At 38.9% G+C, this 17306-nt stretch carries 21 protein-coding genes; 6 read left to right on the forward strand and 15 right to left on the reverse strand.

What is annotated here, in order from left to right; translation table 11 throughout:
• Position 1: 1 nt before the first annotated feature.
• Positions 2 to 382, forward strand: a complete 381-nt coding sequence (locus ODQ17_RS11390; RefSeq protein ID WP_252058949.1) for a nuclear transport factor 2 family protein — start codon at positions 2 to 4, stop codon at positions 380 to 382.
• 4 nt (positions 383 to 386) lie between these two features.
• On the opposite strand, the gene ODQ17_RS11395 is transcribed toward ODQ17_RS11390, so the two are convergent.
• The 8 genes from ODQ17_RS11395 to dapD all read right to left on the reverse strand — a co-directional run bounded on the left by ODQ17_RS11395 (position 387) and on the right by dapD (position 5467).
• Complete coding sequence (locus ODQ17_RS11395; RefSeq protein ID WP_004790695.1) at positions 387 to 749, reverse strand: glyoxalase superfamily protein; 363 nt, start codon at positions 747 to 749, stop codon at positions 387 to 389.
• A gap of 11 nt (positions 750 to 760) precedes the next feature.
• A complete protein-coding gene (locus ODQ17_RS11400; RefSeq protein ID WP_322903714.1) occupies positions 761 to 1330 on the reverse strand; it encodes a CAP domain-containing protein in 570 nt (189 codons plus the stop codon).
• 117 nt (positions 1331 to 1447) lie between these two features.
• Positions 1448 to 1909, reverse strand: a complete 462-nt coding sequence (locus tag ODQ17_RS11405) for a peroxiredoxin (RefSeq protein ID WP_322903716.1) — start codon at positions 1907 to 1909, stop codon at positions 1448 to 1450.
• Between the two features lie 19 nt (positions 1910 to 1928).
• Complete coding sequence (locus ODQ17_RS11410; RefSeq protein ID WP_322903718.1) at positions 1929 to 2615, reverse strand: diphthine--ammonia ligase; 687 nt, start codon at positions 2613 to 2615, stop codon at positions 1929 to 1931.
• A 99-nt stretch (positions 2616 to 2714) separates the two neighbouring features.
• Positions 2715 to 3131, reverse strand: coding sequence for a hypothetical protein (locus tag ODQ17_RS11415; RefSeq protein WP_017387866.1), 417 nt, complete (start codon positions 3129 to 3131; stop codon positions 2715 to 2717).
• 16 nt (positions 3132 to 3147) lie between these two features.
• Positions 3148 to 3816: a 7-cyano-7-deazaguanine synthase QueC gene (gene queC, locus ODQ17_RS11420; protein WP_322903720.1), complete on the reverse strand. Its 669-nt coding sequence runs from the start codon at positions 3814 to 3816 to the stop codon at positions 3148 to 3150.
• Between the two features lie 40 nt (positions 3817 to 3856).
• Complete coding sequence (gene queE / locus ODQ17_RS11425; RefSeq protein ID WP_005307514.1) at positions 3857 to 4567, reverse strand: 7-carboxy-7-deazaguanine synthase QueE; 711 nt, start codon at positions 4565 to 4567, stop codon at positions 3857 to 3859.
• A 78-nt stretch (positions 4568 to 4645) separates the two neighbouring features.
• A complete protein-coding gene (gene dapD / locus ODQ17_RS11430; protein ID WP_004699931.1) occupies positions 4646 to 5467 on the reverse strand; it encodes a 2,3,4,5-tetrahydropyridine-2,6-dicarboxylate N-succinyltransferase in 822 nt (273 codons plus the stop codon).
• A gap of 295 nt (positions 5468 to 5762) precedes the next feature.
• Between dapD and carO the strand changes: the two genes are divergently transcribed.
• Entirely contained in the window at positions 5763 to 6512 is a 750-nt protein-coding gene (gene carO, locus ODQ17_RS11435) for an ornithine uptake porin CarO type 1 (RefSeq protein WP_322903723.1), read from the forward strand.
• 89 nt (positions 6513 to 6601) lie between these two features.
• Here the strand turns inward: carO and ODQ17_RS11440 are convergent, their stop codons facing one another.
• The 6 genes from ODQ17_RS11440 to ODQ17_RS11465 all read right to left on the reverse strand — a co-directional run bounded on the left by ODQ17_RS11440 (position 6602) and on the right by ODQ17_RS11465 (position 12111).
• Positions 6602 to 7525 carry a CysB family HTH-type transcriptional regulator gene (locus tag ODQ17_RS11440; RefSeq protein ID WP_004790709.1) on the reverse strand — a complete coding sequence of 308 codons (924 nt, stop codon included), beginning with the start codon at positions 7523 to 7525 and terminating at the stop codon, positions 6602 to 6604.
• Between the two features lie 71 nt (positions 7526 to 7596).
• Positions 7597 to 8658, reverse strand: a complete 1062-nt coding sequence (locus ODQ17_RS11445; protein WP_005307505.1) for a sulfate/molybdate ABC transporter ATP-binding protein — start codon at positions 8656 to 8658, stop codon at positions 7597 to 7599.
• Between the two features lie 11 nt (positions 8659 to 8669).
• Positions 8670 to 9554: a sulfate ABC transporter permease subunit CysW gene (gene cysW, locus ODQ17_RS11450; RefSeq protein ID WP_322903725.1), complete on the reverse strand. Its 885-nt coding sequence runs from the start codon at positions 9552 to 9554 to the stop codon at positions 8670 to 8672.
• Entirely contained in the window at positions 9551 to 10384 is an 834-nt protein-coding gene (gene cysT, locus ODQ17_RS11455; RefSeq protein ID WP_005307499.1) for a sulfate ABC transporter permease subunit CysT, read from the reverse strand. The genes cysW and cysT overlap by 4 nt, the downstream gene beginning before the upstream one ends.
• Positions 10385 to 10464: 80 nt before the next feature.
• Positions 10465 to 11073, reverse strand: coding sequence for an RBBP9/YdeN family alpha/beta hydrolase (locus ODQ17_RS11460; protein ID WP_005307497.1), 609 nt, complete (start codon positions 11071 to 11073; stop codon positions 10465 to 10467).
• A 30-nt stretch (positions 11074 to 11103) separates the two neighbouring features.
• Positions 11104 to 12111 carry a sulfate ABC transporter substrate-binding protein gene (locus ODQ17_RS11465; protein WP_005307495.1) on the reverse strand — a complete coding sequence of 336 codons (1008 nt, stop codon included), beginning with the start codon at positions 12109 to 12111 and terminating at the stop codon, positions 11104 to 11106.
• 263 nt (positions 12112 to 12374) lie between these two features.
• Here ODQ17_RS11465 and pabC point away from each other — a divergent pair, with 263 nt between their 5' ends.
• From pabC to ODQ17_RS11485, 4 genes are all read left to right on the forward strand, one after another.
• Positions 12375 to 13187, forward strand: a complete 813-nt coding sequence (gene pabC / locus ODQ17_RS11470) for an aminodeoxychorismate lyase (protein WP_322903728.1) — start codon at positions 12375 to 12377, stop codon at positions 13185 to 13187.
• A gap of 1 nt (position 13188) precedes the next feature.
• Positions 13189 to 14259: an endolytic transglycosylase MltG gene (gene mltG, locus ODQ17_RS11475; RefSeq protein ID WP_322903730.1), complete on the forward strand. Its 1071-nt coding sequence runs from the start codon at positions 13189 to 13191 to the stop codon at positions 14257 to 14259.
• 9 nt (positions 14260 to 14268) lie between these two features.
• Positions 14269 to 14868: a dTMP kinase gene (gene tmk, locus ODQ17_RS11480; RefSeq protein WP_322903732.1), complete on the forward strand. Its 600-nt coding sequence runs from the start codon at positions 14269 to 14271 to the stop codon at positions 14866 to 14868.
• 137 nt (positions 14869 to 15005) lie between these two features.
• Positions 15006 to 15422, forward strand: coding sequence for a PaaI family thioesterase (locus tag ODQ17_RS11485; protein WP_322903734.1), 417 nt, complete (start codon positions 15006 to 15008; stop codon positions 15420 to 15422).
• A gap of 57 nt (positions 15423 to 15479) precedes the next feature.
• Here the strand turns inward: ODQ17_RS11485 and nadB are convergent, their stop codons facing one another.
• Positions 15480 to 17123 carry an L-aspartate oxidase gene (nadB, locus tag ODQ17_RS11490; RefSeq protein WP_322903736.1) on the reverse strand — a complete coding sequence of 548 codons (1644 nt, stop codon included), beginning with the start codon at positions 17121 to 17123 and terminating at the stop codon, positions 15480 to 15482.
• Between the last annotated feature and the right edge of the window lie 183 nt (positions 17124 to 17306).

Raw genomic sequence — 17306 nt, forward strand, 5'->3', positions numbered from 1 at the left:
AATGCAAAATAATCCTATTACTGAGATTCAGAAACAACTAGAGCAATATTTTGATGGTTTGTATTTTTGTGATGTGCAACTTCTAAATAATGTTTTTCATCCTGATGCTATATATATCAATGTAACCGAGCAACCCGTACTACGACTTAGCATGGCTGAATATTTTCCGATTGTTGCGAGTCGGATTTCTCCAGCTTCAAAGCGACAAACACGACAGGATAAAATCAGTTCAATCAATTTGATTAATGAACGGTTGGCGCTAGTACATGTTGAATGCGTTATCCACCCTAAATATTTTTATGATGCACTTACATTTGTCTTTGAAGATGATCAATGGAGAATTATATCGAAAGTATTCCATTATCAAATTTTAGCGGACTGAATGATTAAGCATCTGCCCAAAAGATAATTCGGTTGGAAAAAGGATCGGTTATGCTGAGTTCAAGTGTTTCCCAATCTGTTTTTTCAACCTGAGGTTTAGAAAATTTATAATCTTTTTTGCTTAGTTCGCTGTGCAGCTCATAAATATGTTCCCAATAAATACGGATTGCACTATGTGGACTTGCATCACCAAAATGCTCGGATAAATGAATAACGCAATCATCTTTGGAAATTTGTAAATATAACGGAAAGTTATCTTCAAATTGATGTTGCCAGTCAAGCTGAAAACCTAAGAATTCAAGATAAAATGATTGAGCTAAATCAACATCAAAAATTCTTAAAATTGGAGTGATTGAACCAGATTGCATCATTTTTCCTTTTAGCGTGTACCAAATTGTTGAGTCCAATAACTCTTTTGCTTCACAGACTGATCAGAAGCACACGCGATTGCGTAAGTTGTGAATTTTGGATTCATTAGATTACTACAATGCAAGGGACTTGTTAGCCATTTAGACATAACTTGCCCTAAAGTTTTTTGGCCACTAGCGACATTTTCACCATTGGCTTTTCCAAGGGTATTGTAAATTTTCAAACGTGATTTTAAGTCCAGACCCGTTGAGCCAACATGCCCGAGAAAGTTATGTGCAGCCATATCTTCACTATGAGAAAGTGCACCTTTATATAAATTATTACTCCAGTTCAAAGGTCTGGTTGCTGGGAAATACTGCTGACCACATTGACGTGATTGCTGTCGGATCTGATTAATTGTGTTCAGTACAGCTTGTTGATAGGCTGGGTTTTGTAAATCTTGGCAGCTTATTTCATTGGAATTGTTTTGAATTTGAGCAATTGATGTGGTGCTATCAGTGGGTATTGCTAATGTATTTGCACTACATGCACCGATAAAAAGAGTAGCAGGCAGCAAAGAGCAGGTTTTGAGTAAACTCATATCATTGCCTTAAAATAATTATTCTAATATTTTTATGATACGCCAAAGTCAAAGTATTGGGTAATGCTTTGCAAACAAAAAGCGAGTGTGAAACTCGCTTTTTGTTAGTTAATTTTATTAAACTGTTTGAAGGGCTTTTAAGTCTTCTAGAACTTGCTCTGCATGCCCAGCAGCTTTAACTTTACGGTAGCTTTTAACTAAAGTTTTGTTATGGAAAATGAAAGTAGAGCGTTCAATACCCATTACTTTTTTGCCATACATATTTTTTTCTTTAATCACATCGAAGTGCTTACACAGTACTTCTTCTTTATCACTAATCAGATCAATAGTCAGTGCCTGCTTTTCAGTAAAGTTTTGGTGGGCTTTTACTGAGTCGCGCGAAACACCGTAAATACGAGCACCTAAAGCTTCAAACTGATCTTTTAGACAAGAAAAACCAACTGCTTGTGTTGTACATCCTGGAGTTGAATCTTTAGGGTAGAAGTAAATGATTAACCATTCATTTTCGACCTCAGTCAAGTTCACTTCACTTTGTGTTGTTGGGAATACCTGATTTGGTAATTGGATATTGTCAGTCATTTCTCATCCTTCAAAAAAGCTAAATTTGATCTAATTCAAGTGGTAAAAAAGCATATTCCTCATGATAAACAATATCGAGCTTTCTTACAGGAATTGGTTTGTTAAAAATTGGGCCATCAATCACAGTGGTATGAAATTCACCACCTTCACCACATGGATCAATACCGCGGTTTTCAAGTTGTTTTATATATTCTAAGGTTAAAATTTTTCCTAAATCTTCAATTGTCATTCCTAGTTTTAAGTTCACTGTTACAAGCACACTACGGAAACCAAGATTGATAAATTCTTCAACAACTTCACGATGTGGGCGAAGCCAAAGAGGCATTCCTAATTTGAGTCCTACTTGTTGAGTTATTCGATCATGCCAACACCCATGTTCAGGCATATCCAGATCACCTGTAACAAGTACCTCGGCACCTTGTTGTTTTGCCTGAAGGAGTAATTCAATAAATTTAGCTTCATAGTCATTCCAGCTTGAAGAAGCCATAAATACGGGTAGGCCAATTGCTTCAGCTTGAGCTTGAATAATATCAAGTGGCATAGCATGCGAACGAGAGCGCTGACCTTGCTCTTCTAGCATGACAATGAGTCCATTAACTGTACCAGTTTGCATTGCATGGTAGAGTGCAAGGGAGCTGTCTTTGCCACCACTGAATGAGACAATAGAGGTCTTATTTATTGCGTTAGTTTTCCATTGTTCTTGCATGGTTTATTTCGGATGAATTGTTCAAGTTGGATAAGTTCATTTTAACAGAGCTACAAAAAAGCCTGCATAAATGCAGGCTTAATTTGGAATAACAAAAGCTTATTTTTTAGGAGCTTGTTGTTGAGCAGCTTTCATTGCATCTTCAGTTAATTTTTCAAGTTTAGTTGTTAACTGAGGACCGAAACATGCTTTAAGATCACGGTTTTGTTGTTGTACAAATCCTAGAGAGCTTGGGCTTTTCTTCGCATTGATTGCACTTTGGATTTCCCATTTTTGTGCTTCAGTCACTTTACCTTGTGCTTCAACTTGGCAGCTACAGAATTTACTAACTTCAGATGAACTTAGTTTGCCGCCTTTAGCTGTTTGATCTTTACAAACGTTAACTAATGCACCTTTAACGTTAGTACTTTTATATGCTGCTTGAACTGGGTTTTCGGCAGCATGTGCTGTACCAGCCATAAGAGCAACTGTTGAAAACAAAGATGAAAGAATAAGATTTGATTTTAACAACTTCATAAATTTTACCTACTTATTACGGTATATAGCGTGTTGGGTCGGCAACACCGGCCTCGATAAAGCCTTCTTTACGCAAACGGCAACTGTCACATTTGCCACACGCACGTCCTTGAGCATCTGCTTGGTAGCAAGATACCGTTTGACTATAGTCTACGCCATGTTCAATCCCTAAACGTATAATATTCGCTTTGGATAAATGTAACAGTGGTGTTTCAAACTTAAGTGGTTTTCCTTCTACGCCAGCTTTAGTTGCTAAGCGTGCCATATTCGCAAAAGCATCAATAAATTCAGGACGACAATCAGGATATCCTGAATAATCAACAGCATTGATACCAATAACAATCGCTTCGGCATTAAATACTTCAGCTGTTGCTAGAGCATAAGAGAGGAAAATAGTGTTACGTGCTGGTACATAAGTTACAGGAATACCTTCTTGTAACTGTTCTGGTACAGCAATGTTGTGGTCTGTAAGTGCAGATCCACCTAAATTAGCCAAATCGATATTAATTACACGATGTTCAACACCTGCACGTTGAGCTAATGCTTTTGCTGCATCTAGTTCAGTCGTTGAGCGTTGGCCATACATAAAACTAATAGCAATACATTCATAGCGTGCTTGTGCCCAAGCTAGGCAAGTGGTTGAGTCTAAGCCGCCTGAAAGCAAAACAATGGCACGAGGGCGCATATTTTTCTCCATATTCGGAATGATTTATTTTATTGAGTGATTAACGACCTGATTCATCGTTCCAAAGCAATTTATGTAACTGAAGTTGGAAGCGAACGAGGAGTTTATCATCAAGTATCCACTGTGCCAGATCACGTGCTAGACGTGGCAGGCCAACAGCACCTTTTTCAACTGCAAAGGCAGGGGAGAACCAAACGGTACTGACTTTTTTATGCAGTTGATATTTTTCAACTTGCTGCTTTGACCATTCATAATCTTCGCGGTTACAAATGACGAATTTAATTTGATCGTGCGCAGTCAAATGATCAAGATTGCTGATGAGATTACGATGTTCCTCACCAGAAGTTGGAGTTTTTAAATCAAGAACTTTAGAAACACGCGAATCTACTTTTGAGACATCGAGCGCGCCACTGGTTTCTAAAGAAACATCAAAGCCAGCTTCACATAGACGTTGTAATAAAATCAAACAGTTTGGCTGTGCAAGTGGTTCACCACCAGTTACACAAATATAAGGTGTTTGATATTGGGTAGCTGTTTCAATGATATGTTCAAGTGAAAAACGTTCACCGCCTTCAAAAGAATAAGTGGTATCACAATAGCTACAACGTAATGGACAACCCGTTAGACGGATAAATACAGTCGGTAGGCCAGAGGCGTTTGCTTCACCCTGCAACGAGTAAAAAATCTCGGTAATGCGTAAACCGGACGCAGGGTCTGAGACAGGAATTGCAGAGGAACGTAAGGAAGCCATTCTAGAAATACCACACTATATAAAAAATAAAATCTCTACGATCAGTGTTGACCGTAGAGATGTTTGATCAAACTGAAATTAGTCAGCGCGTAACAAATCGTTCAGACTAGTTTTTGCACGTGTTTTTGCATCAACTTTTTTCACGATAATTGCAGCATATAAGCTGTAAGTACCACATTTAGATGGCAAGCTGCCTGAAACTACAACTGAACCTGCTGGTACACGACCATAATGGATTTCGCCAGTTTCGCGGTCATAAATTTTAGTTGATTGACCAATGAAAACGCCCATTGAAATGACTGAACCTTCTTCAACAATCACGCCTTCAACGATTTCTGAGCGCGCACCAATAAAGCAGTTGTCTTCAATAATGGTTGGGTTTGCTTGTAATGGTTCTAAAACACCACCGATACCTACACCACCAGACAAGTGAACATTTTTACCGATTTGTGCACATGAACCTACAGTTGCCCATGTATCAACCATTGTGCCTTCATCTACATAAGCACCAATGTTTACATAAGAAGGCATTAACACTACGTTTTTAGCTTGGAAGCTACCACGACGCGCTACAGCAGGAGGAACAACACGTACACCTGCTGCTTTAAATTGTTCTTCAGTCCAACCAGAGAATTTAGTTTCAACTTTGTCGTAGAAACGAAGATCACATGACTCGATTGGTTTATTGTCATTTAGTTTAAATGATAATAAAACAGCTTTTTTTAACCATTGGTGAACAACCCATTCACCATTGATCTTTTCAGCAACTCGAAGTGTACCGTTATCTAAACCAGCAATTGCTTCTTCAACAGCTTGGCGGATTTCGCTTGAGCAATCTGCTGCAGTAAAGTTCGCGCGGTCTTCAAATGCTTGCTCAATGATCGTAGAAAGCTGAGACATGATCTTCCTTCCATAAAAAATTTTAAAGATTTTACACTAATTTGTGACAAGAATCTTTGAAAAAACGTGTTACGTTTAATCGAGGATATAAATGAGGTAAATGAAAATAAGCTTATTAGATAATCAAGTGTTTTTTACACAAAAATGATTTGAAAATAAAAATTTAACTCAATTTGTATCAAAAAATAACAGAAATCTAGCACTTTTTGTATAAAAAAGACTCTAAGCTCTCTTTATTATGATTTCAGTCACAAGATGAATAAATTAAAAACAAAGCCTTTTTGAGGAGAAAACTATGAAAGCATTACGTGTTTTAGTAACAACAACAGCTTTATTCGCTGCTGGTGCTGCAATGGCAGATGAAGCCGTTGTTCATGACAGCTACGCATTTGACCAAAAACAATTACTTCCTGTGGGAGTGCGAGCTGAGGTAGGTACAACTGGTTACGGTGGTGCTTTATTATGGCAAGCAAATCCATATGTGGGTTTGGCACTCGGTTATAATGGTGGTGACATTTCGTGGACAGATGATGTTTCTGTAAATGGCACTAAATATGACTTAGATATGGATAATAACAATATCTATTTAAATGCTGAGATTCGTCCTTGGGGTGCTAGTTCTAATCCATGGGCTCAAGGCCTATATGTAGCTGCAGGTGCTGCTTATCTAGATAATGATTATGACTTAGCTAAACGTATTGGTAATGGTGAAACTTTATCAATTGACGGTAAGAATTACCAACAAGCAGTTGCTGGTCAAGAAGGTGGCGTAAGAGGTAAAATGTCTTACAAAAACGATATCGCTCCATACTTAGGTTTTGGTTTTGCTCCAAAAATCAATAAAAACTGGGGTGTGTTTGGTGAGGTAGGTGCATATTATACTGGTAATCCATCAGTGCAATTAACTCAGTATAATCTTGCTCCTGTAACTGGTAACCCAACATCTGCTCAAGATGCTGTTGATAAAGAAGCAAACGAAATTCGTAACGATAATAAGTATGAATGGATGCCAGTTGGTAAAGTTGGTGTGAACTTCTACTGGTAAGATCTAAAAGAAAAAACGAGCTACGGCTCGTTTTTTTTGCGTCTAATAAAATAAAAGAGCTAAAAAGCTCTTTTATGTATTTTTAATTTTTATTCATCTGGGTAAGCAATTTTCTTAAGTGCTTTGATATCTGCATCAGGTGAGCATAAAGAGATAAACTCGTAACCATAACCGCGTAGTAAATGGCCTTTACGAACTGCAATCCATGTTGTATTGACACCAAAAATATCAGTTTTAGTTTGTTTTAAACGATGATCACGTTCTGTGTCATAAGCCACGTCATTGACAATTCCGACTCCCATGCCCAATTCGACATAAGTCTTAATAACGTCTGCATCAAGAGCTGACATTACGATATCTGCATCAAGGTGAGCTTCTTCGAAAGCTTTATCAATTTTAGAGCGGCCTGTAAAACCGCCATGATAAGTAATGAGTGGGTAATCCGCTAAAAGTTCAAGCGTAATCTTGTCTGCCTTTACTAAAGGATGATTTTGCGGTGTGATAATGCTGTGTTGCCATTGATAGTAAGGAATACTAGCCAGATTTTCTTCAGTTGTTAAAGACTCTGTGGCAATTCCAATATCTGCTTCACCTTGTAAGAGCATTTCTGAAATTTCAACAGGGCTGGCTTGTTGTAAAATCAAATGAACTTTAGGAAATAATTTCTTAAATTGGTTTACGATCGGAGGTAGCACATAACGTGCTTGAGTATGGGTTGTTGCGATCGTTAATGTGCCTTCATCAACTTTATTAAAGTCTTCTGCCAGGCGTTTAATATTTTCAGCATCAACCAACATGCGTTCAACGATGCCAAGAAGAGATTGTCCTGGTTCTGTTAAACCTAAAAGACGTTTACCTTTTCGTATAAAAAGCTGTACACCTAGCTCATCTTCTAAATCTTTAATATGTTTACTTACACCCGATTGAGACGTGTAGAGTGCAGCCGATGCTTCGGTTAAGTTAAAGTTTTGGCGTACAGTTTCTCGGATAATTCTTAATTGTTGAAAGTTCATTCACACTTTTCCTCAAAAGAGGTGAGGAATTGCTTTAGTTCCGCAAGATATTTCCTCACCAAATATATTTCTTAAGCAACTTGATCTGCAAATAAGTGCAATTGAGATGCACTCACCCAAACAGTTTGATTTGGTTTAAATGCATGTAATTTTGCAGCTTCACTGCTCAGAGCAATTTCAATTAAACGTCCATTACGGTCTTGTAATTCCGCCACAACTTTTCCGGCAATCCAGATTTCACGTACAAAAGTCGCTTCAATCGTATTCGCTTGCGGTTGCGAGTGAATATGTAACTCATCTGGACGGGCAAAAGCAATCACTTTTCCTTGAGGTGCCTCAACTGCTGTTGGTAATTCAATACGATCATTGCCAATACGAATAATACCGCCGGCATGTTCACCTTCAAAACGATTTGCCTGACCCAAGAAATCAAATACAAATGGCGTTGCAGGTTTTTCATAAACTTCACGAGGTGAGCCGATCTGCTCGACATTGCCCTTATTCATTACAATAATTTGGTCTGCAACCTCGAGTGCTTCTTCCTGATCGTGGGTTACAAAGATTGACGTAATATGCAATTCATCATGCAAGTTACGTAACCAGCGACGTAATTCCTTACGGACTTTAGCATCTAACGCACCAAATGGTTCATCAAGCAATAAGACTCGTGGTTCTACTGCTAAAGCACGGGCTAAAGCAATACGCTGACGTTGTCCACCAGAAAGCTGAGCAGGGTAGCGGTCTGCTAAAAATCCAAGCTGAACTAGATCAAGTAAACGAGTAACACGTTTTTTAATTTCAGCTTCTGAAGGGCGTGTTGCACGAGGACGAACACGTAAACCAAATGCAATATTGTCAAATACTGTCATGTGACGGAATAAAGCATAGTGCTGAAATACAAAACCAACCTGACGCTCGCGTACGTGTACATTGGTCGCGTCTTCACCTTCAAGCAGCACTTGACCACCATCAGCTGATTCTAATCCTGCAATAATCCGAAGGAGGGTTGTTTTACCGCAACCAGATGGGCCGAGTAGGGCAACCAGTTCACCTTCCGGAAAATCTAGAGAAATATTTTTAAGCGCATGGAATGCACCAAAGTGTTTTTCAATATTTTTAACTTGAATACTCATGATTTCATTCCTTACGAATCAGTTGAATGTGGTTGTGGTTTGTCTTGATGTAGTTCTAACCACGTTTTCAATACCAGCGTTAATAGGGCTAAAAAAGCAAGCAATGAGGACACGGCAAACGCTGCGCTAAAGGTGTACTCGTTATATAAAATTTCGACATGAAGTGGCAGGGTATTGGTTTCACCACGGATATGGCCAGAAACTACCGATACTGCACCAAACTCACCCATTGCACGGGCATTACACAAAATCACGCCGTAAATCAAACCCCATTTAATGTTAGGTAATGTCACTTTCCAAAAGGTTTGCCAGCCTGAAGCACCCAATACAATCGCTGCTTCTTCTTCCTCTGTTCCTTGAGCTTCCATGAGTGGAATTAACTCACGTGCTACAAAAGGGACTGTAATAAAGATGGTTGCTAAAACAATTCCGGGTACTGCATACAAGATCTTGATGTCATGGTCCATTAACCAGCCGCCAAACCAACCTTGAGCACCAAAAATAAGTACAATCATTAAACCTGCAATAACGGGTGAAACCGAAAAAGGCATATCAATGATGGTGGTTAAAACTGCCTTACCTCTAAACTGAAACTTGGAAACAGCCCATGCTGCGGCAACACCAAATATCACGTTAATCGGCACTGCAATTGCTGCGGTTAATAAAGTTAATTTCACTGCTGATAACGTATCTGGATCAATCAAAGCCTGAACATAGACTTCAAGTCCTTGTTTAAATGCTTCTACAAAAACCAGAATGAGTGGCAACATGAGACAACTGAGGAAAAAAATCAGCGCAATTGTAATTAAGGTATAACGTACCCAAGTTGGTTCACGTGTCGCATCTCGTGATTGCAATTTGAACGCGAGTGCATTGCTGTCAGTATGTAGGTTCATGTGATATTTCTCCCTGTACGACGGTTTGCCCAGGCTTGAAGTAAATTAATGGCAAATAAGATGATGAAAGAGAGAACTAACATGACCGCAGCAATTGTTGTTGCACCTGCATAATCATATTCTTCAAGGCGTGAAATGATCATGAGCGGAGCAATTTCTGTTTTAAACGGCTGGTTACCTGCAATAAAAATAACTGAACCATATTCACCGACACCGCGAGCAAATGCTAAAGCAAAGCCTGTAAATAGAGCTGGTAGTAATATCGGTAAAATAATCTTAGTAATTGTCTGCCAGCGATTTGCGCCGAGTGCCGAAGCTGCTTCTTCAAGTTCAGTTTCGATATCACTGAGTACTGGTTGTACTGTTCTTACAATGAATGGAATACCGATGAATATTAATGCCAATGTAATACCGATTGGCGTATATGCAACTTGAATACCGAGTGGTTCTAAATACTGACCGATCCAGCCAGTGGGTGCATAGAGTGAGGTAAGCGCAATACCTGCAACTGCAGTTGGAAGAGCAAAAGGTAAATCGACTAATGCATCAACCAAGCGTTTCCCAGGAAAGTTATAACGGACAAGGCACCAAGCTAAAAGTAAGCCAAACACAACATTAATAAAGGCTGCGATTAAAGCTGAACTAAAGCTGAGCTGAAGCGATTTTAAAATACGCTCAGAGGTTAAAATTTCCCATAATCCGTCCCATCCAATTCCAAATGATTTGATAAAGACTGCGGCTAATGGAATAAGCACAATAAAAGAAACGTAGGCGAGGGTGAAGCCCAAAGATAGACCAAACCCAGGCAGCACTCGGGATCGCTGCGACATGATATTTCCTCAAAGAGAAAAGCCTGCTGAAACCAGTAAGCGAATAAATAAAGATAAACGGTGCGATATAAAGCTGGGTATTAAGCAAATTTCAACGAGAAATGAGTTTTTACCGGGTCGATAGATGAGTGACTACACATCGAATCTTCTGGAATCAAATAATTCAGCAAATCTGGAAACGGGCCAAAACCTGAAGCAACATTAATATGGCCGACTTCACCAAGATTAACCGGGTTTAATTTCCATGATTTCGCAAGTTGTAATGCATCAAAAAAACCAAGCCATGGATCATTTTCACTAATGAGTAGCGTTGTAGGCACATCAATTTTTAATTGATGAAAATAATCTTTGTAGTCAGTCAAACTATGTCGAGCAAACCCTGCTTCCCCAAAGCGTGCTGGATTTGCCGGAGCGACTAAAATAAGTTTCTTAACTCGATTTTTTAACTCTGGATGCTCAGCTAAAGCAGCAACACTTGTTAAGCAACCAAAGCTATGAGCAACAATTTGTACAGGAGCTGGCGCTGCTTGAACCGTTTTAACGAATTGCTCGACCCATTCACTTAGTACAGGTCTATCCCAGTTTTTTTGCTCAACACGAGAACTAGACACGAGTTTACGCTGCAACCAAGATTGCCAATGCTGATGTTCACTTCCACCTACACCTGGAACAATTACAGTATGAATCATGTCTGTTCTCCTTATCTTTAGTACAAAGAATTACTTCTCTGTACTATTGATTTTCACGATTTGATCAAAAACACCACCATTGTCGAAGTGTTTCTTTTGTACCTTCGTCCAACCACCAAACTCTTTATCGATAGTTACAAGCTTCAATGGCTTAAATACATTGCTGTATTTCTTAAGAACGGCTGCATTGCGTGGACGGTAGAAGTTGCGTGCTGCAATTTCTTGGCCAGCTGGTGAATACAAGTAGTTGAGGTAACCCTTAGCAATCGTTAAGTTGCCTTTTTTCGCAGCATTTTTCTCAACAACAGCAACTGGAGGTTCAGCTAAAATAGACAAAGACGGAGTAATAATTTCAAATTTGCCCGGCTGTTCACGAGTAGCTAAATATGCTTCGTTTTCCCAAGCCAGTAACACATCACCAATGCCACGTTCAGCAAAAGTTGTGGTTGCACCGCGTGCACCAGAATCTAGAACTTTAGTGTGCTTATAAATTTGGCGAACGTACTCTTGTGCTTTAGCATCGTTACCGCCTGGTTGATGTTTTGCCCAAGCCCAAGCTGCAAGATAATTCCAACGAGCACCACCTGAAGTTTTCGGGTTTGGCGTAATAATTTCTACACCTGGTTTGATTAAATCACCCCAGTCTTTAATTTGTTTTGGATTACCTTTACGCACTAAAAACACAATTGTTGAAGTGTATGGGGTAGAGTTCTGCGGTAACTTTTTCTGCCAGTCAGCTGGAAGTAATTTTGCTTTTTCCGCAATTTCATCGATATCAGCTGCAAGTGCTAATGTCACTACATCTGCATTTAAGCCATCAATTACTGCACGCGCCTGTTTACCAGAACCGCCGTGTGATTGTTTGAACTCAATATCTTGACCAGTACGTTGTTTCCAGTAAGTACCGAACTGTTTATTGAAATCTGTATATAACTCACGAGTAGGATCGTAAGAGACGTTTAAAAATTCTTGCGCTGCAAATGATGAAACAGACAGAAGTGCAGCGATAACCCCGACTTTTAATTGTGAAAAACGCATGAGATAAGTCCTCAAAAAATATGAAATGTTCAAAACATGAACGCAGAATAGCGCTAGTCTTTATTCTAAAAAAATAATAAAAAACGAATTTAATATGAAAAAAATAGAAATAGTAAAAATAGATAAGTTATTCTTAAATCTTGATATAGAACAAGTTTTAAAAGTAGATACGAAATCGGTATAATTTTTTAAAATCAGTCATTTAATATTTAAATGAAAGGTGTTGTATTGTCGGGTCGTTTTAAGCATAGGATGGGTTAAACATGTGGTGTTTTAAAAATGGGCAACCTGTTGAAACCATTCCTTTACTGGATCGAGCATTTCATTATGGAGATGGATGCTTTAGCACAATTCGTGTTTTTCAAAACAAGATTGAACTTAAAGAAAGACATTGGGAACGCCTAAAACTTGCATGTCAAAAACTGTCTTTAACTGCGGATTTTGAATTAGTAGAACAAAGTTTGCAGCAACTACAAAATCAGCATCTTGTGCTCAATGGCACTTTAAAAATTGTGATTAGTCGTGGGATAGGTGACCGTGGTTATAGTTTGCCAAAGCATAATGCTGATATTTATATCTGGTTTTATCCGAAAGCTTTAGAGCCATTTCAGCCAGACTTTATTCAGTGTGGTGTTTTAAATCAGGCCTTAGGTTTAACCATGCCAAGCTTGGTCGGGCTTAAATCTTTAAACCGTCTTGAACAAGTATTGCTAAAAAAAGAAGCAGATCAATTAGGGTGGGCTGAAGCATTAGTTACTGATGTACAAGGTTATATTGTTGAAGGGGTCAGCAGTAATTGTTTTATTCGCTTAAATGATAGATGGATTACTCCGGAACTTCGCTATAATGGCGTCCACGGTGTAATGCGGGCAGAAATTCTGGCGCGTATGCAGCACCATGGTATTGCCTGTGAAGTACGTGTAATTGAGTTAGATGAAGTATCTGAAATACAAAGTCTATTCTTTTGTAATGCTTTAAACCCTATGCGAGTAGTCACTCATTTGGGGGAGAAAACGCTAGAAACACAGGCATGCATAGATTTATTTCATATCCTTAACTTAAATCAGATTCATTAATATGCCGAAGCCACCTGTGAATGCGAAAGCAAAAAACGCCAAGAAAAATAACAAAAAACAAGCTCCAAAATTTTCTAAGCGATTGGTTCTAATTGGCCTTTGCATTGTTTTAATTTCTACTTTTGCCATTTTATGGTCGAGTCTATTTAAAGCTTATCCTATTGAAGGCAAAAAACAGATGTTATCTATTACATCTGGTGAAACCTATTCTGGTTTTATTGATCGTTTGGCGAAAGAAGGCAAAATTAGCTTTCCAGTGGTATTGAAGCTTTATCAGAAATTTATGATTCATGACAGCATGAAAGCTGGTGTGTATGAAATTGAACAGGGAATGAGTGTAAGAGAAGTATTAGAGATGTTATCTGATGCAGATAATGCTCAGATGAACCGTGTCTTGGTCATTGAAGGTACAACTTTTAAACAGCTTATTACTGCACTCAAAAATGATAAAAACGTAAAAAATACAATATTAGATTTACCAGATGATCAGCTGATGAAGGTGCTTGGGATTCCTTATGGGCATCCTGAAGGCTTGTTCGCACCTAATACTTATTTCTTTGCCAAAGGTGAAACAGATAAGAAAATTCTTACCGATTTATACCACCGTCAAATGAAAGCTCTAGATGCAGCTTGGGCAAATCGTGCGCCGAATTTACCTTATAAAGATAAATATGAAGCATTAATTATGGCTTCTATTGTTGAGAAAGAAACAAGTTTAGACAGTGAACTTACACAAGTTTCGGGAGTTTTTGTTCGCCGTTTAAAAATTGGTATGCGTTTACAAACGGATCCAACTGTTATTTACGGTATGGGTAACAACTATAAAGGCAATATTACCCGAGAAGACCTCCGTACCCCAACAGCATATAATACTTATACTATTAATGGCTTACCGCCAACACCAATTGCTTTACCAAGCCAAAAAGCAATTGAAGCTGCATTGCATCCAGATGATTCAAATAACATCTATTTTGTAGCCACTGGCAATGGTGGGCATAAATTTACGGCAAGCTTGCAAGCGCATAATCAAGCGGTGCAAGAGTACTTATCCGTGTTGAGATCGAAGAAATAAGGAAAAGAGATGTTTATTAGCTTTGAAGGCACGGAGGGGGTAGGTAAAACTACACTCATTCGAAAAATTCATCAGCATTTTGAAGAGCGAGGTAAACAAGTTATTTTAACTCGTGAACCGGGTGGTACGCCGTTAGCAGAACAAATACGTTCAATGCTTTTGGCGGTGAATCATGATGAAAATATGAGCCATGATACTGAACTACTCTTAATTTATGCGGCACGTGCTCAACACTTACAACAAGTCATTTTGCCGGCTTTAGAGTCTAATAAAATTGTATTAAGTGATCGTTTTACCGATGCAAGCTTTGCTTATCAATGTTCTGGTCGTGGTTTAAGCCAAGATAAATTACAGCTTTTAAATCAGAACTTTGTTTCACGCATGCCAGAAGTAACGTTCTGGTTAGACGCACCGATTGAACTCGGGATGAACCGTGCACGTGAACGTGGAGCTTTAGACCGTTTTGAACAAGAAAAGTTAAGCTTCTTTACTAAGGTTCGTGAAGGCTATGAAACCTTATGGAAAGCTGAACCTGAACGCATTAAGCGAATAGATGCAACCCAAAGTCCTGATCAGGTATTCGAACAGGCATTGCAATATTTAGGATAAGCAATTGGATGAGCCACTCTTATAGACTATGGGAGTGGTGAAAAATGACGTTAATTCTGATTTAAAACGTCATAGAAAATATCTGCTATTTTCTTATGCTATCTTACATATGATTTATAGATTGAAGAATAACAAGGATGAAAAGCTCAAAAGAAGAAATCGTGGCATTTCTAGAAAAGGAATTTCCACCAAGTCTTGAACATTGCACGATTGAATCAGTCACGCCTAAAGCTGCTGTCGTTTATTATCATGTCGATCAAAGACATCAGCGCCCCGGTGGTACCATATCTGGTCCAACCATGATGACTTTGGCCGACTTTGCTTTATATATTGCAATATTAGGTGAAATCGGAATTATCGGTTTAGCTGTAACGACCAATTTTAATATTAATTTTCTAAGAAAACCCGCAGGTGATCAAGACCTACGCAGTGAGTGTAAGCTCATGAAAGTAGGAAAGAATTTAGTTGTGGGTGAGGTCTGGATTTATTCAGTAGGGCTAGAAGATCCCGTTGCGCATGTGACCGCGACTTATTCAATTCCACCTAAATCATAAATATCAAAGCAAATAAAAAGCACAGTATGAACTGTGCTTTTTTTTAGAAAAAACAGCTTAAATGTCAGTATTAACCAATGGCTGTTCTACTGCAAAATTTGGAGGAGTTAAAACTGTTTTACGAATCTCACTCGAAGTTTCTGGATAATCAAGCGTGTAATGTAGACCACGTGATTCTTTGCGTTGCGTAGCACAGCGTACAATCATCTCAGATACTAAAACAAGATTACGTAGCTCAATTAGGTTTTTGCTAACACGGTAGTCTTGATAATACTCAGTGATTTCACGCTTTAACATTTCAATACGGTGTAAAGCACGTTCTAAACGTTTTGTAGTTCTTACAATACCAACATAGTTCCACATGGTCGAACGTAACTCATCCCAGTTTTGTAAAATCACCACATCTTCATCAGGATTGGTTACTTGTGAGTCATCCCAAGTGGGTACTTCAGGTAATTTGAAGTTTTCATCAAATTTATTTTCGATATCTTTTGCTGCACTCATTCCGTAAACGAAGCACTCAAGTAATGAGTTACTTGCCATACGGTTTGCACCATGTAAGCCCGTATAAGACGTCTCACCAATCGCATATAGACCTTCAATATCAGTCTGGCTATTTGAGTCAACCACGACACCACCACATGTATAGTGAGCTGCGGGCACCACTGGAATCATGTCTTTGGTAATATCGATACCTAACTCAAGCAATCGTGCATAAAGTGTAGGGAAGTGCTCTTTGATAAACTCTGGTGATTTGTGTGTAATGTCTAACCACACGTGACGAATACCGAGGCGTTTAATTTCATGGTCAATGGTACGCGCTACAATATCGCGAGGAGCCAGTTCTGCACGATCGTCAAAACGTAGCATAAAACGCTCACCATCAGGTAAGCGCAAATAAGCACCTTCACCGCGCATGGCTTCAGTAATTAAAAATGAGCGAGCTTGAGGGTGATACAGACAAGTTGGGTGGAACTGATTAAACTCCATATTGGCTACACGGCAACCTGCACGGAAGGCCATTGCAATACCATCACCTGTAGCAATATCTGGATTAGATGTGTACAGATAAGCTTTCATTGCACCGCCGCAAGCCAGGGCGGTGAATGGTGCAAGGAAAGTATGAACTTTTTCTGTATTTTCATCTAACGCATACAAACCAATAGCGCGATTCGCTTGATCGGTATGACCTAATTTATGCGATGTGATTAAATCAATCGCAATGTAGTTTTCAAAAATAGTAATATTTTTACGTTCTTTGGCACGCTCAACCAAGGTGGTTGAAATAGCTTTACCTGTTGCATCAGCCGAATGGATAATACGGCGTTGTGAATGGCCACCTTCGCGCGTTAAATGAAGTTGTTCATCTTCATCTAAAGTAAATTGCACGCCTTGCTTTAAAAGAAAATCAACAGAAGGACGACCGCCTTCTACGGTATGTTGTACCGCATCCATTTCACATAAATGAGCACCTGCAATCATAGTGTCATTAATGTGCTGTTGAATAGAGTCAGTCTCATCAAGAACAGCAGCAACACCACCTTGAGCATAGAAGGTACTTGCTTCGGTTAAAGCAGCTTTGGCTAAAACTGCAATATTAAAATGATTTGGTAACGATAAAGCCAGACTTAAACCAGCACCGCCGCTGCCCACAATAATCACGTCAAAGTGGTGAATTGTCTGTAAATTAGGCATGTCCATTCGCAACAATCTAAAACGTCCGCTAATGACACCCCTTTTTATCTAAAAAGGCAAGAGCTTAAGCGCTCTAACTCAGAGAAAAATTGCAATTGGCTTAAAAAGTTGCAATGCGTAAAATAATGATTGTAAGGATGCCTTACAAATAAACATATTGTTACGCACAACCCCAAAGCGTTGTGATAC

Origin of the sequence: Acinetobacter sp. IRS14, assembly GCF_034650275.1 — a bacterium.
Lineage (GTDB): Bacteria > Pseudomonadota > Gammaproteobacteria > Pseudomonadales > Moraxellaceae > Acinetobacter > Acinetobacter oleivorans.